Here is a 13,834-nt window from a genome sequence, read left to right on the forward strand (position 1 = left end):
GGCTCAGTCGCTCTCGGCGGTCGGCGTCCCCGACCGCGACAGCGGCTCGCCGTCGACCGGTTCGTCCGGGTTGGCGTCGATCGCGGCCTCGCTGAGCCCGAGTTGGGCGTCGACGTCGGCGTCCTCGCGCACGTGGACCGTGCCGCGGTGGATCGCGATCGCGTCGGCGAGGTGGAGCCGGACCGCGTCGAGCAGCACGTCGGCCTCGAGGGGCTGCCCGCGCCGCTTGATCTCGGCGACGTCGGCGCCCGCGGGGATGTCGAAGGCGCGCTGGGCGATGACCGGCCCCTGGTCGAGGTCGGTCGTGACGTAGTGGGCGGTGACGCCCGCGATGCGGACGCCGGCGTCCTTCGCCTGCCGGTACGCCTCCGCGCCGGGGAACGCCGGTAGGAGGGAGGGGTGGACGTTGATGATCCGGCCCTCGTAGCGGAAGACGACCTCCGGCGAGAGGATGCGCATGTAGCGGGCCAGCGCGATCAGGTCCACGTCGTACTCGGCCAGCAGGTCGAGCAGGCGCTCCTCGTCGGTGTTGCCGTTGCCGTCGCCCACGTCGTAGAAGGGCTTGTCGTACCGCTCCGCGAGCGACCGGAGGTCGCCGCGGTTCCCGATCACCACCGGGATCTCGGCCTCCTCGCCGTCGTCGGCGAGGTCGCCGTTGGCCTCCGCCTCCAGCAGCGCCTCGGGCGCGTGGGTCTCCTTGGTGACGAGCAGCGCGATCCGGCGCGCGTCGCGGTCGCTCGGGAAGCGGACCTGGATGTCCACGTCGAGCTCGCGGCCGAGCTCGGCGAGCGCCCGACGGAGCTCGCCCCGGGAGGTCTCCAGCTCCGAGGCGTCCACGCGGGTCGTCATCCGGAAGACGCCCTCGCGGACCGCCTGGTCGAGGTCCTCGATGTTGATTCCCCGCTCGAACAACAGGGAGGTGACCCGCGCGATGAGTCCGGTCTTGTCTCCTCCGACGACCGTGATCTCGGTCAGTTCGCGGGTCATGCGACGATCACCTCCGATGGTTCGAGCGGCTGCATACACCCCATCGAGAACGTGGAAGGGTTTGCCCCTTTCGCTCCGTGCCGACCCTGCCGCCCGCACGATCGACCGAGATATATCCACGAACGTGGATATAAAAGACGTTCCAAAACGGTTTTTACACACGACTCCGCACTACCGGATATGACGGCATACACCGCGACGGTGACGGTCCGCCTGAAGCGGGGCGTCCTCGACCCGGAGGCCGAGACGACCCAGCAGGCCCTCGAGCGCCTCGGGTTCGAGCTGTCGGACCTCCGGTCGGCCGACCGGTTCGAGGTCGACCTCGACGCCGCCGACGCCGACGAGGCGGCCGACCGCGCCGACGAGATGGCCGAGCGGCTGCTCGCGAACCCGACGATCCACGACTACGAGGTCGCGGTCGCGGAGCGATGACGGTCTCAGTGGTTCAGTTCGGCGGCTCGAACTGCGACCGCGACGCGGTGCGCGCGCTGGCGCACCTCGGGATCGACGCCGAGCGCGTCTGGCACGAGGACGGCCTTCCCGCCGACACCGACGGGATCGTGCTCCCCGGCGGCTTCTCCTACGGCGACTACCTCCGCGCCGGCGCGATGGCCGCCCGCGCCCCGATCATGGCCGAGGTCCGCGAGGCCGCCGCCGACGGCGTCCCCGTCATCGGCGTCTGCAACGGCGCCCAGATCGGCTCCGAGTCCGGGCTCACCCCCGGCGCGTTCACCACCAACGCCTCCGCGCGCTTCCAGTGTGAGCCCGTCCACCTGCGCGTCGAGCGCGCGGACACGCCCTGGACCGCCGCCTACGACGCGGGCGACGTGATCGAGGTCCCCATCGCGCACGGCGAGGGGCGCTTCGAGATCGGCGAGGCGGCCCACGCCGACCTCGTCGCCGACGACCGCGTGCTCTTCCGCTACTGCGACGCCGACGGCGAGGTCACCGACGCGGCCAACCCCAACGGCTCGACCGACAACGTCGCCGGCGTCCTCGGCGAGCGCGACTCGGTCGCCGTGCTGATGCCGCACCCCGAGCGCGCCACGCTCCCCGACCTCGGCCGGAGCACGGACGGCGCGGGGATCCTCGAGGCGTTCGCGTAGGCGGGTCCGTCGAGTCGCCCCGCTCCGACCGAACCACCGGCGAGTCGCCTCGCTCGGCTCTGCGTCTCCGCCGAACTGTCCGTCTCGTCGGGCCGGTATGCACCTCCATCCGCCGGTTATTTTCCCTCTTACATTGCGAGACTGCGGCTAACCGGTGCGACAGAGAGATGAACGACGGCACCGCGAACGGAACGACAGGTCCTCTATGAGGGACCGGCTTCGGGCGCTCCTCGACCGAATCGTGCCGACCGGGTCGGTCTTCGACCGCACGATCAAAAGCGGGATCTGGGTCGGCGGGATCAAGGCGGCGAGCCGGCTCATGCAGATCCTGATGCTGATCGTGCTCGCCCGACTGCTCGCGCCGCGTGACTTCGGGCTCATGGGCCTCGCGCTGCTCTCGGTGAGCGCGACCCGGAACTTCACCAAGGTCGGGCTCAACGCGGCGCTCATCCAGCGGAAGACGGAGGACGTCGACGACTACCTCGACACGACGTGGTGTCTCGAGGCGGCTCGGGGCCTGCTCATCGCCGGGATCCTCTTCCTGCTCGCGCCGGTCATCGCCTCGTTCTTCTCGGAGCCGCGGGCGACGCCGCTGATCCGCGTGATCGGACTCGGCCCGCTGCTCGTCGGGCTCCGGAACCCCGGAATCGTCTACTTCAAGAAGGACCTGGAGTTCCACAAGGAGTTCCTCTATCAGGTCAGCGGGGGGTTCGTCCAGTTCTTCGTCGGCGTCGGCTACGCGCTGTACTCGCCGACCGTGTGGGCGCTCGTGTTCGCGTTCGTCGCCGCGGACGCGTTCCGGTCGCTGCTCTCGTACGTCATCCACGACTACCGACCCTGGCCGTCGTTCGACGTCGGCGCCGCCAAGGAACTGATCGATTACGGGAAGTGGATCACCGCCTCGTCGATGGTCTACTTCATCTACAGCGAGGGCGACGACGCCTTCGTCGGGTGGTTCCTCTCCGCGACCTCCCTCGGGTTCTACCAGTACGCCTACCGGCTCGCCGACACCCCCTCCTCGGAGGTGTCTGAGATCATCGCCAGCGTGAGCTTCCCCGCGTACGCGAAGCTCCAAGACGACCCCGACGAGATGCGGCGCGCGCTGTTGGCGACGACGCGGGTCACCGCGTTCCTGACCATCCCCATGGCGTTCGGCATCGCGGCCGTCGCGCCGAGCTTCGTCCCGGTCGTGCTCGGCAGCGACTGGACGCCGATGATCGCGGCGATGCAGCTGCTCGCGCTCTTCGGGATGTTTCACTCGATCACCCGGAACTTCGGCTCGGTGTTCAAGGCCATCGACCGCCCGGACCTCAATGCGAAACTCGGCGCCGTCCGAGTCGTCTGTATCGCCGCCCTCATCTGGCCGCTGACCGCCCGGTTCGGCATCGAGGGGACGGCGCTCACCGTCGTGTTGGTGTACGTGTTCCCGATGATCCCGCTCGACGTCTACGTCATCTCGAGGGTCACGGCCGTCCGCGCGAGGGCGTTCTACCGCGAGTGGGCGTACCCGCTGATCGCCGCCGGCACCATGTTCGGGCTCCTCCGCTACGCCCAGCGCCTGACCGACCTCTCGCCGGTCGTCGAGCTCGCCCTCACCGTCCCCGCGGGCGCCGCGATTTACCTCGCCGTCAGCTACGTGCTTGACCGGCAGTTGGGATGGGGGATCCAGCGGAACCTCCGCTCGATGCTCGGCGCGTTAGGGTGACGGTTCCGAACCGCGTCCCTCGCGAACTGCGCGTCCCTCGCGAACCGCGCGTCCCCCGCGAACCGCGCGGCCTCGACGGAGCCGACGTCTCCGACACGGGCGGACAACCACCGGATAACAATATACGCCGTCGCCGTTGTCGTCGACGATGGACCGCGACGCGGACGACGAGGAGCGACCGCTGGTGAGCGTCGTGTTACCGACGTACGACCGCCCCGAGTACCTCCGCGAGGCGGTCGAGAGCGTCCGCGAGCAGACGTACGACCCGATCGAGCTCGTCGTCGTCGACGACTGCTCGCCGACGCCCGCGGCCCGGACGCTCGACCGGATCGACACCGGGGCGCTCGCGGTCACGTGCCGCCGCCACGAGTCGAACCGGGGCGCGAACGCCGCTCGGAACACCGGGATCGACGCCGCCGCCGGGGAGTTCGTCGCGTTCCTCGACGACGACGACCGGTGGCGCCCGCCCAAGGTCGAACGGCAGGTCGAGCGGTTCGGCGACGACGAGGCCCTCGGGCTCGTCTACACGGGCCAAGAGTACGTGAACGGCGAGGGTCGAACGACGGAGTTGAAGACGCCCGGGACCGCCGGCGACGCCGCCGAGGCGATCCTCCGCGGGGCGGGGGTCGGGCCGTTCTCCACGCTGATGGCGCGCGCCGACACGATCGACGCCGTCGGGCGCCCGGACGAGCGCCTCCCCAGCTGGCAGGACCGCGACTGGGTGATCCGGATAGCGAGCCGGTATCGGATCGCTCCCGTCCGCGAGCCGCTCGTGGTCCGCCGGATGGAAGCCCACGACCAGATCAGCGACGACTTCGAGGGCAAGCGAGACGTGAGCTACCCGCTCATGCTGGAGAAACACCGCGAACGCGCCGCGACGTACGGCCCCGGGACCGAGCGGCGGTTCGTCGCCAACCTCTCGGTGAAGCTCGCCGACGCCGCGCTCGCGAACGGCTACCACCGCGACGCCGTCCGCTTCGCCGCGAGGGCGATCCGCGCGGCCCCCCGAGCGCGCTCCGGGTACCTCTACCTCCTGGTGGCCGCCGGCGGCGAGTTCACGTACCGCCCCGCGAAGTTCCTCAAACGGGCGTCAGTCAGGTATCGCCGCTGACCGAGGCCGACGCGCTCCGCTCGTGCCTCCGACCGAGCGTGGCGGCGGACCCGCCTACGCCTGGTCGTCGAACGTCACGGCCGCCGATCCCCGGAGTTCGAGGTCGACGAGGTCCCCGGAGAAGCGGTAGGTGTCGACGCCCGTGTGGACGACGCCGACCACGGCGCCGTCCCCGACGGTGTCCTCGATACGGTCCCAGTCGCCGGTCTCCCCGGCGTCGCTCTCTTGGTCGGCGACGACCTCGCCGGTGACCGAGAACCGGTAGGAGCAGATCTCGTCCGAGCGCGAGCCGTCGAAGGCGACGACGCTGTCGAGCGCGGTGTCGTCGTCGGTAGAGCCGTCGTCGGTAGAGCCGTCGTCGGTAGAGCCGTCGTCGGTGGATCCGTCGTCGGTGGATCCGTCGTCGGTGGATCCGTCGTCGGTGGATCCGTCGTCGGTGGAGCCGTCGTCGGTAGACCCGTCGTCGGTAGACCCGTCGTCGGTAGACCCGTCGCCCGCTGGGAACGACAGGGGATCGACCTCGCGGACGATCGTTCGCGTCTGCGCGTCGGCGACGAACACGCGGACCAGATCGAGGTTCTCGCCCTCGAACCGCGTCACCTCGCCGTCGTAGTAGAGATTATCGAGCCCGTAAGAGGGCCCCATGCCGCCGGTCGCGGTCGTCCCGTCGACCGTCGGGGGGTACTCCCACTCGCCGGCCTCGAGCGCGCCGTCGACCTCGACCTCGTAGCTCACGCGCGCGCCGGACTCGACCTGTTCGATGACGAGCTCCTTGGGGAGGTCCGTGTGGACCCCCTCGGCCTCGTCGTAGCGGAACCCGCCGTCCGTGTCGCCGTCGGAGGTTCCGTCGTCGGTGGACCCGTCGTCGCTCGTTCCGTCATCGCTCGTTCCGTCATCGCTCGTTCCGTCGTCGGTGGACCCGTCGTCCTCGGGCACCTCGTGGGTGACGTTCCGGGTCTCGACCTGCGAGTTCTGGAAGTCGGTCGCGCTTCCGGGAACGACCACGTTCGTGTCCGCGACGACGCAGTCGTCCGAGTTCATGAGACGGATCCCGTCCGCGTCGTTGTCGGTCATGTGGATCGAGCAGTTCCGGATCTCCGTGCCGTCGGCGTCCTCGACCTCGACGACGACCGGCACGTCGCCCGACCCGGTGATGGTGACGTTGTCCATCCGGAGCCAGCGCGGGTCCTCGCCCGCCGGGTGGCTCGCCTTGTTGCTGTAGTCCTCCTTGCAGATCACGTAGCCGCCGGTGTTCTCGTAGGTGATGGTCGTGTCGGTCACCTCGATCGAGCGACCGTTCGACCACGACATGATCGCCGGCGCCCATGTGGGGTTCTCCTCGACGAGGATCTCACAGCCCCGAACCGCCGCGCCGGCCGCCTTCTGTCCGTGATTCTTGTGGTTCTCCTCGAGCAGCACGCCGCGCATGTTGAACGCCTTGTCCTCGTCGCGCCGCGGGCCGGTGTAGCGGTCCTCGCTGACGACGATCCGGGTGTTCTCGACGAAGCTTCCCTCGCCGCCGATGCGGACCGAGGCGACGTTGTTGTTCTCGAAGTAGCTGTCGAACACCTGCACGTTCCCCGGGCACCGGCTCGTGTACAGCGCGTTGTTCCCGTACTCGCGGAGGTCGCAGTCGACGAACTTCGCCGTGCCGCTGTGGTCCGGACCGAGGTAGAACCCCATCCGACCGCCGGACCCGGAGTAGCTCGCCCACGAGGAGCCCTTCTTGTTCGTGTAGTTGACGATCCGCGCGACGCCGTCGGAGTCGGTGATCGACGGGGACATCTCGACGCCCCAGTCGCCGCCGCGCCCGACGACGTCGATGTCGTGGATCTCGATCCGGTCGCTGACCCGCCAGAAGTGGCCGACGGCCCCGTCCGACTGGTCGTGGGTGAATCCGGCGTAGTAGACGGCAGCGCTGTCTCGGACGTTCCAAGACGTGTTCGTGAACCCCGCGGCGCCGACGATCGTCGCGTCGCCGATCGCCTCGAACCCGACGTTCCCGAGCCGCGGGAGGTCGAGCCGCTCGTCGATCAGGTAGTCGCCGTCCGGGAACTGGACCAGCGTGTTCGCCGGTACGTCGGCGATCTGATCGGTGACCGATTGGCCTCCGGTCGGGTCCATGCCGAGGTCGTCGACGGCGTCGACGACGCGCTCGAACGCGATCCCCTCGCGCTCGGCCGCGGCCGCCGCGGTCCCGAGCCCCGTCCCGAGCCCCGCCACGGTCGCCGCCGCGGCGCCCGCTTTCAGGTACGTCCGCCGGCCGAACCTCGACGAATCCGGGTCGTTCCCGCGGTCCACGTCTCGTTCGTCCTCGCTATCGCTGTCGCTCTCCGGTTTACCCCGGGGTGACCCCGGGTCGCTACCCAGCTTGTGTGCCATTGCAACCGTTAAGATGCTCATAACCCTGTTAAGTGTTTTGTTTCTTATATGTGAGAAGAATAATGAAATACCTGAACGGATACCGGAACGCTCGTGAAATTCCGGCTGATTGACGCTCAGATCGCCGATGCCGTTACGACAGTGTTAATCTGATTAGTTTGCCCTTAACGCGGTGTATTGGCTTGTTAACGCGCTAATATCGGTCCGTTATTACTACGTACGTTCGTTAATGCATCCGCCACACTTCCCGTTAATACACCCGTATTGCTCCGTTAACGCACCCGTACTGATTCGTTAACGCACCCGTATCGTTCTCTTTCCGGGGATCAGCTGGATCGGTCGGACGCCGAGTCCGACTCGTCGTCGACCCCCTCCCCGTCGCAGTCGGTTCGGAGGTCGACGGCGGGATCCGACTCCCGCTCGATCACGGCGGTCCCCGCGACGTCGATGGCGGTGTCCTCGATGACCACGTCCGCGGACCGGACCACGTTGATGCCGTTCCCCTCCGAGCGGGGGAGTCGCAGACAGCAGTCTCGGATCCGCGACCCGTCGGCGTCCCGCAGGTCCACGACGCGACGGGTCTCGCCGTCGCCGTCGACCTCGACGCCGTCGAGCCGCAGCCAGCGGGGGGGTTCCCCCGGCGGGTGGCGGCCTTTCGACCCGTAGTTCTCCCGCCTGATCACCGAGGGCCCCGTCGCGTCGTACCGGATGCTCGTGTCCTCGACCGACAGGGAGCGGCCGTTCGACCACACCTCGATGGCCGGCGCGCCCGTCGGGTTCTCCTCGAAGCGGAACTCGCAGTCCCGGACCGCGGCGCCGGCGGTCTTCTGTCCGAGGTCCGCGTGGCTGTCCTCGACGAGGACCCCGCGCATGTGGAACGCCTCGTCCTCGTTCTCGCGGGGGCCCTCGTACCGGTCCTCGCTGACGACGATCCGGGTGTTCTCGACGAAGCTCCCCTCGCCGCCGATCCGGACCGAGGCGACGTTGTTGTTCTCGAAGTAGCTGTCTGACACCTGCACGTCCCCCTGACAGCGACTCGCGTAGAGCGCGTTGTTGCCGAACTCGCGGAGGTCGCAGTCGACGAACCGAAGCGTCCCCCGGTGTCCGTCCCGCACGAGCGCGCCGATCCGCCCGCTCGACCCGTTGTAGCTGGCCCACCCTGACCCCTCCCGGTCGACCCAGTTGCGGACGGTCCCGACGCCGTCGGGCTCTAAGAGCTTGATGTTGAACGCCGACGGCTCGATGCCGTCCTCGCGGTTGGCCCGCCCGCGGAACCGCACGTTCTCGACGTGGAGGGCGTCGCGCGCCCAGAGGAGAAACGTCCCGACGGCGCCGTCGTTCGTCTGGTCCACGGTGAAGTTCTCGAAGGTGATCTCGGCCGCGTCCTCGATCCGGAGGAGCTGGTCGTTCGCGCCGGTCGGTACCTCGATCGCCGTGCCGAGCGGCGATCCGAGGAAGCCGATCCGGTCGCAGTTCTCGACGCGCGCGCCGGGGTCCCACCGGAACCGTCCGGCGGGGAACCGGAGGAGTGTCCCGTCGTCGATCCCGGCGATGAGGTCGTTGGTGACGGTACCGCCGGGGTCCAGCCCGATGTCCTCGACGGCGTCGAGGCCCCGATCGAACTCGATCCCGTGTCTGGTCAGCGGGAACGGCTCGCCGCCGTCGGCGTCGGAGCCGTCGTCCGAGCTCCCCGTTTCCGGCTGGCCTGAATCGTCGTCAGTCGATGCGCGACCGAGACAGCCGGAGAGCAGGAGGGACCCCGTAGCGGCGACCCGCAGAAACGAGCGGCGATCCATGTGTTCGGACATCTGCAGTCGGCGGCTTTGTTAACGCCCACTTACCGGGTCTGAGCCCGTGGTCAGAGCGTGACGAGGTAGTTCGGGTCCTCGGAGAGCGCCGAGCCGACGACGCGCGCGACGTCGCCGAGACTGAAGAAGAACAGCCTGAGCCCGTTCAGGTCGTAGGCGTCGATCGCGTCAGCGGCCGCCAGGGCCCGGTGGATCTTCGGTTTGTTCCACGAGTAGAACGGCGAGGCGTACTGCCCGCAGGTCTGTGCGACGCGTCTGTGGCGCGTCTCCGTCTCGTACAGCACGCCCTCGAACGTCTCGTCGGCGACGTACGGCGCGTCGTACCGGCTCTCGAGGTAGTGGAGGTGCGAGCAGGTGATCCACGGCACCCCGACGTTCATGACGAGCACGTCGTCGTCGACGAGCTTCGCGAAGCAGCCGTCGGGGTGATACGAGTCGTCGTGCCGGCAGTCGTCGAAGCGGTACGGTCCCCGCACGAGGATCGACTTGATCGCGTCGTCGGTGCGGTAGTCGGCGTCTTCGAGGAACAGCGCGCCGAAGGTGCCGTGTTTCGGGCGCGAGTACGCCTTGTGGTACACGCCGGAGGTCTTGAAGTAGTCGGTGAACCCCGGCGCGAGGACGCTCTCGAACCGGGAGTCGACCGCGGAGCGGAGCAGCTCGTACGGGTTCCCGTCGAACGCGCTCGCGAGGTCGCTCAGCCCGACGTGGAGGAACACGGCGTCCTCGCCCGCGGCGTGGCGGTCGAGGATCCGCTCGAACCGCGACCGCGACGCCCGGCCCACCTGACGGCGCCCGTGCGCGCGCTTGAGCAGCTGGTGTTTGACCAGGTTGCCGGCGCGGCTCGCCTGCGTCGCGGGGTCCCGAACGGCGGCGCGCGCGGCCGACTCACCGCTCACCGTCGCCCACCCCTTCTCCTCGCTCCCCGCCGGCCATCCGTCCCTCGCTCCCCGTCGGCCACCCCTTTTCGCGGCCCGCCGCCGACCGACTCCGCGTCCCGCGCGTCGCCGACCGACTCCGCGTCTCGCGCGTCGCCGACCGATTCCTCCCCCCGCAAGCCGCCGACCACCGCTCCCGAGTCGAACGTCGCGGGGTCGAACGCGATCACCTCGCCGTGTCGCGTCCGCGTGTTGAACGGGTTGACGAGGAGCCCGCGTTCGGGGTGCGTCGCGAGGAACGCGTACGCGTTCGACGCCGGGAGGCCGGGGACGCGTTCTCCGAGGGTGTCGGCGCGCTCGAAGTCGGCGACCGCGTGCCACCGCTCGAAGTCGGTCCGGCTCGACGCGGCGACGACGGAGACCCGTCTCGACCCCGTGTTCCCGAGGCGGTCGGCGGGGGCGACGGCGTCGGTCCCCGTCGTCGACGCCGTCGACAGCACCGCCCAGACCTCGCCGTCGTCCTCGATCGTCTCGGCGTAAAAGACGGGGTTGTCGACGGTGCCCACCGCCTCCGGTTCCGGGTCCCCGGCGGGGATCGAGCGCCGCGAGAGCCGGAGGATCTCGATCGAGGGGGCGAACGAACAGTCCATCCCCCACACCACCGCGTCGGGGGTGAACGCGAGCCCGACCGCGCGCCAGCGCTGGCTCCCGCGGCCGACCGGGCGGAAGTCGCCGCCGTCGAGGGTCCCGATCGCGCACTCGCCGTCCGCGTCTCCCGTCGTCGCCCAGAGCGACCCGCCGTACGGGTCCGAGAACACCCCGTGAAAGTGGCGCACGTCGTCCCGGGTCGCGAACTCGCGCCACGTCCGGCCGTCGTCGCTGACGAGCACGGTCGCCGGCTCGTCGCCGAGCGGGTACTCGGCGAGGTACGTCCGTCCCTCGTGGACGGCCACCGAGGTCGGCAACACCCCCATCGGTCCCGACGAGTCCGGCAGGTCGCGAACGCGCCTCCACGACCGCCCGTCGTCCGCGGAGCGGTACACCCGGTTCCCGAGCGTGGCGAGCAGCCGCCCCTCGGCGATCGGCCACACGTTCGCCCTCGTGACGCGTCCGGTGAGGCGACCGAGCAGCCACCGGGCGGACCGCCGGTCCATCCACGCCTCCCGGGCCGGGGGGCGCGGCAGCGCTCCGCGCGGTTCGAAGGCGTCGAGACGACATCGACCGACCGCTCGGCCGACGGTCGCGTACACGCGGTCGCCGTCGGCGCCCCCGAGTTTCATGTGATCGGAGACCACCGCCCGCGAGAGATAAGTAATACTCCGGGTAACGCCCGCGTCGCGAGCTCGACCGCCGAGCGGCGTTTCGGGCGATGCGCGGACCGCGGCTCGCTCCTGGTTCGCTCCCGGTTCGCTCCCGGTCCGAACCGGGAGGCCCCGGCTTCCGTCGGTCCGACTCCTCGCGACGCCGTCCGACGCCGCTTCGACTCCCGCGACGCCGGTTTCCGTCGGGCCGCGCTTACGCCGGTCATAACTATGCGATTGTGAGTCGCGCACTCGAGACGTGAACCGCGACATCGTCTGGGTGACGCTCGAAAGCGTTCGCCGCGACAGGACCTCGGAGGGCGCGTCCGAGCGGCGGACGACGCCGAACCTCGCCCGCCTCGCGTCCCGCGAGGACGCGGTCGGGTTCGGGAACGCCGTGGCGCACTCCATCTGGACCCGCCCCTCCACGGCGTCGATCCTCACGGGCCGCGCGCCGTCCGACCACCGCGTCTGGTCGGCCGAGGCGGCCCTGCCCGACGGGATGCGCACGGTTCCCGAGCAGCTCCGCGACGCCGGCTACCGGACCGTCGGCGTCTCGGCGAACCCGCAGTTCAGTCCGGCGACCGGGCTCGACCGCGGATTCGAACGGTTCCACTACCTCGAGCGGGGATCGCTCGTCCGCGAGGCGGGGTTCGGAACGATGTGCCGGTACCTGCTCAACGTCCGGCGCCACTCCGCCGGCCTCACGACGGACACGCGACAGCACTGCCTCGGGTTCCTCCACGACTCGATCGCCCGTCGTCACATCGGCCGGGCGGCCGACGACGACCGGCCGCTGTTCCTGTACGTCCACCTCGGCGACAGCCACCACCCGTACTGCCCGCCGAAGGGGTTCCGGGACCGGTTTGCGGACGAGCTCGCGCTCTCGCCGGCGGACGCGCTCGAGACAGTCCTCGACGCCTCCGCTCGCCTCCACGAGCACATCGCCGAGGGCGTGCCGTTCGACGAGGAGCGGTGGAACGCGCTGTCGGTCCTGTACGACACCTGCCTGGCGTACGTCGACGCGCTCGCCGGGTCCATCGTCGACGCCGCGTCGTCCCGGCTCGACGACCCGGTGATCGTCGTCACCGCCGACCACGGCGAGTTCTTCGGCGAGGACGACCTGCTCGCGCACATGCTGTCGACGCACACGGCCGTGACCGACGTGCCGCTCGTCGTCCGCGGACTCGACGAGCGGGCGGCGGCGAACGGCCCCGTCCAGCACGCCGACGTGTGGGCGACGCTCTCGGGGCGATCGATACCCGCCGTCGACGTCCCGATCGGCCGCGACCTCGTCTCGGAGTCGCCGTCGTTCGCCGTCACCCAGCGGGGCGGCGAGCGGGCCGCGAAGAAGGTCGAGACGATCGCCGCCCACAACCCCTCGTTCGACGGCGACCGGTACGGTCGCGGCCCGGTGACCTCCCTCCGGACCGAGTCTCACCGACTCCGGCGCGACGCCGACGGCGACGCGCTGTTCGACCTCCGGGACGAGACGACCGACATCCGGGAGACGGAACCGGCGCTCGCGGCGGAACTGAGCGACGCCGCCGACGAGTGGCTCCGCGAGCGGGGACAGCCGAGCGCGGGGCACGACGGAGAGGCGACGTTCTCATCGGAGATGGAACGTCGGCTGGAAGACCTCGGCTACTTATAAATCGAGCCGAACCTCAGTCCGCGTAGCCGAGGTCTCGCAGCCGGTCGACGACCACGTCGTCAGCGACTTCGGCGTCCTCCGTCGTCGACGTCTCGGCGGAGATCCGCGGCCGGGGACCGTCCTCGTACACGAGCCACGGAACCTCGACGAGTTCGGGGACGTGGAGCCCGCGGAGGTGGCCGTACTTCCGATAGGGGATCGGTCCGCTCCGGTCGCCGAGCAGCTCGCCGTGGTCGGCGGTGACGACGACCCGTCCCGAGAGCCCGTCGAGCAGCTCGTCGACCTCGTCGAGCACGAGCTCGAGGTTCTCGTCGTACGCCCGGCGGACGACGTCGAGGTCGACGTCGAGGTCGCCGCGCTTGTACGACTCCCAGAAGTTCAGCTGCCGCGACGGCAGCCTGTCGCGGCCCGTGGGACCGATGTACGGAGCGTGCGGCTGCATGTAGTGGACCAGCAGCCGCTTGTTCGGGTGCTCCTCCGCCGCTTCGAGCGCGGCGCGGGTGACTCGGTCCGGGTGAACGGTCCCGGTCTCGTCGTCCCATCCGTCCTGCCAGACGTCGACGACCTCGTGGAACCGACAGCCGATGGGCTCGACGTCGTACACGCCGTGTTCGATCCGGTAGAACTGCGGGTTCGCGGTGACGTACACCGTGTCGGTCATGTCGACGCCGGCGAGGTTCGCCCGGAGGAACTCGACGGTCGTCGGCGCCTTCGACCGCCGCTTCGAGAGGGAGCCGGGGAGGTCGCTGAGCCGCTCGAAGGCGTCGAATCGGCACGCGTCGAGGATGACGAGGGCGTCCCAGTCCTCGGCGGGGATGTCGACGCCGTCCGTGGCGTTCCGGGTCGTTCGTGCGTAGTAGTGCCGCTGGAGTTCGTTCAGCGCCATTCGCGGGTTTCGGACGCCC

11 protein-coding genes are annotated in these 13,834 nt (G+C 69.7%); 5 read left to right on the forward strand and 6 right to left on the reverse strand.

The genetic code is table 11. The annotated features are described in order from the left end of the window. Positions 1-3 precede the first annotated feature (3 nt). Positions 4-987: a formyltetrahydrofolate deformylase gene (locus C469_RS02480; RefSeq protein WP_008003565.1), complete on the reverse strand. Its 984-nt coding sequence runs from the start codon at positions 985-987 to the stop codon at positions 4-6. A 180-nt stretch (positions 988-1,167) separates the two neighbouring features. On the opposite strand from C469_RS02480, the gene purS reads away from it, so the two are divergent. The 4 genes from purS (at position 1,168) to C469_RS02500 (ending at position 4,909) form a co-directional block, all read left to right on the forward strand. After that, positions 1,168-1,419 (forward strand): phosphoribosylformylglycinamidine synthase subunit PurS, encoded by a 252-nt coding sequence (gene purS, locus C469_RS02485; protein WP_004045690.1) that lies wholly within the window; start codon positions 1,168-1,170, stop codon positions 1,417-1,419. Next, positions 1,416-2,093, forward strand: coding sequence for a phosphoribosylformylglycinamidine synthase I (gene purQ, locus C469_RS02490; RefSeq protein WP_008003570.1), 678 nt, complete (start codon positions 1,416-1,418; stop codon positions 2,091-2,093). Before purS ends, purQ begins: the two co-directional genes overlap by 4 nt. Positions 2,094-2,298: 205 nt before the next feature. Then, entirely contained in the window at positions 2,299-3,798 is a 1,500-nt protein-coding gene (locus tag C469_RS02495; RefSeq protein WP_008003572.1) for a lipopolysaccharide biosynthesis protein, read from the forward strand. 148 nt (positions 3,799-3,946) lie between these two features. After that, a complete protein-coding gene (locus C469_RS02500; RefSeq protein WP_008003575.1) occupies positions 3,947-4,909 on the forward strand; it encodes a glycosyltransferase family 2 protein in 963 nt (320 codons plus the stop codon). A gap of 54 nt (positions 4,910-4,963) precedes the next feature. Here the strand turns inward: C469_RS02500 and C469_RS17000 are convergent, their stop codons facing one another. From C469_RS17000 to C469_RS02520, 4 genes are all read right to left on the reverse strand, one after another. Beyond that, complete coding sequence (locus C469_RS17000; protein ID WP_049910940.1) at positions 4,964-7,291, reverse strand: hypothetical protein; 2,328 nt, start codon at positions 7,289-7,291, stop codon at positions 4,964-4,966. Positions 7,292-7,617: 326 nt separating this feature from the next. Further along, a complete protein-coding gene (locus C469_RS02510) occupies positions 7,618-9,099 on the reverse strand; it encodes a hypothetical protein (protein WP_008003579.1) in 1,482 nt (493 codons plus the stop codon). Positions 9,100-9,149: 50 nt separating this feature from the next. After that, the gene (locus C469_RS02515) at positions 9,150-9,995 is read right to left on the reverse strand and encodes an AAC(3) family N-acetyltransferase (protein ID WP_008003581.1); all 846 of its coding nucleotides are present in this window, start codon (positions 9,993-9,995) and stop codon (positions 9,150-9,152) included. Next, entirely contained in the window at positions 9,992-11,254 is a 1,263-nt protein-coding gene (locus C469_RS02520) for a WD40/YVTN/BNR-like repeat-containing protein (RefSeq protein ID WP_008003582.1), read from the reverse strand. The genes C469_RS02515 and C469_RS02520 overlap by 4 nt, the downstream gene beginning before the upstream one ends. A gap of 280 nt (positions 11,255-11,534) precedes the next feature. On the opposite strand from C469_RS02520, the gene C469_RS02525 reads away from it, so the two are divergent. After that, complete coding sequence (locus C469_RS02525; protein WP_008003584.1) at positions 11,535-12,929, forward strand: sulfatase; 1,395 nt, start codon at positions 11,535-11,537, stop codon at positions 12,927-12,929. A 13-nt stretch (positions 12,930-12,942) separates the two neighbouring features. Here the strand turns inward: C469_RS02525 and C469_RS02530 are convergent, their stop codons facing one another. Next, on the reverse strand, positions 12,943-13,815 hold the full coding sequence (locus C469_RS02530) for a sulfatase-like hydrolase/transferase (protein ID WP_206536626.1): 873 nt from the start codon (positions 13,813-13,815) through the stop codon (positions 12,943-12,945). Positions 13,816-13,834: the final 19 nt, after the last annotated feature.

Origin of the sequence: Halorubrum lipolyticum DSM 21995 (genome assembly GCF_000337375.1) — an archaeon.
GTDB classification, from domain to species: Archaea; Halobacteriota; Halobacteria; order Halobacteriales; family Haloferacaceae; genus Halorubrum; species Halorubrum lipolyticum.

What these genes read in the sequence shown, in the direction of transcription:
- C469_RS02520 (WP_008003582.1), bottom strand. Translation starts at nt 11,254, where the DNA reads ATGAAACTCGGGGGCGCCGACGGCGACCGCGTGTACGCGACCGTCGGC.
- C469_RS02530 (WP_206536626.1), bottom strand. Translation starts at nt 13,815, where the DNA reads ATGGCGCTGAACGAACTCCAGCGGCACTACTACGCACGAACGACCCGG.
- purS (WP_004045690.1), top strand. Translation starts at nt 1,168, where the DNA reads ATGACGGCATACACCGCGACGGTGACGGTCCGCCTGAAGCGGGGCGTC.
- purQ (WP_008003570.1), top strand. Translation starts at nt 1,416, where the DNA reads ATGACGGTCTCAGTGGTTCAGTTCGGCGGCTCGAACTGCGACCGCGAC.
- C469_RS02480 (WP_008003565.1), bottom strand. Translation starts at nt 987, where the DNA reads ATGACCCGCGAACTGACCGAGATCACGGTCGTCGGAGGAGACAAGACC.
- C469_RS17000 (WP_049910940.1), bottom strand. Translation starts at nt 7,291, where the DNA reads ATGGCACACAAGCTGGGTAGCGACCCGGGGTCACCCCGGGGTAAACCG.
- C469_RS02500 (WP_008003575.1), top strand. Translation starts at nt 3,947, where the DNA reads ATGGACCGCGACGCGGACGACGAGGAGCGACCGCTGGTGAGCGTCGTG.
- C469_RS02510 (WP_008003579.1), bottom strand. Translation starts at nt 9,099, where the DNA reads ATGTCCGAACACATGGATCGCCGCTCGTTTCTGCGGGTCGCCGCTACG.
- C469_RS02495 (WP_008003572.1), top strand. Translation starts at nt 2,299, where the DNA reads ATGAGGGACCGGCTTCGGGCGCTCCTCGACCGAATCGTGCCGACCGGG.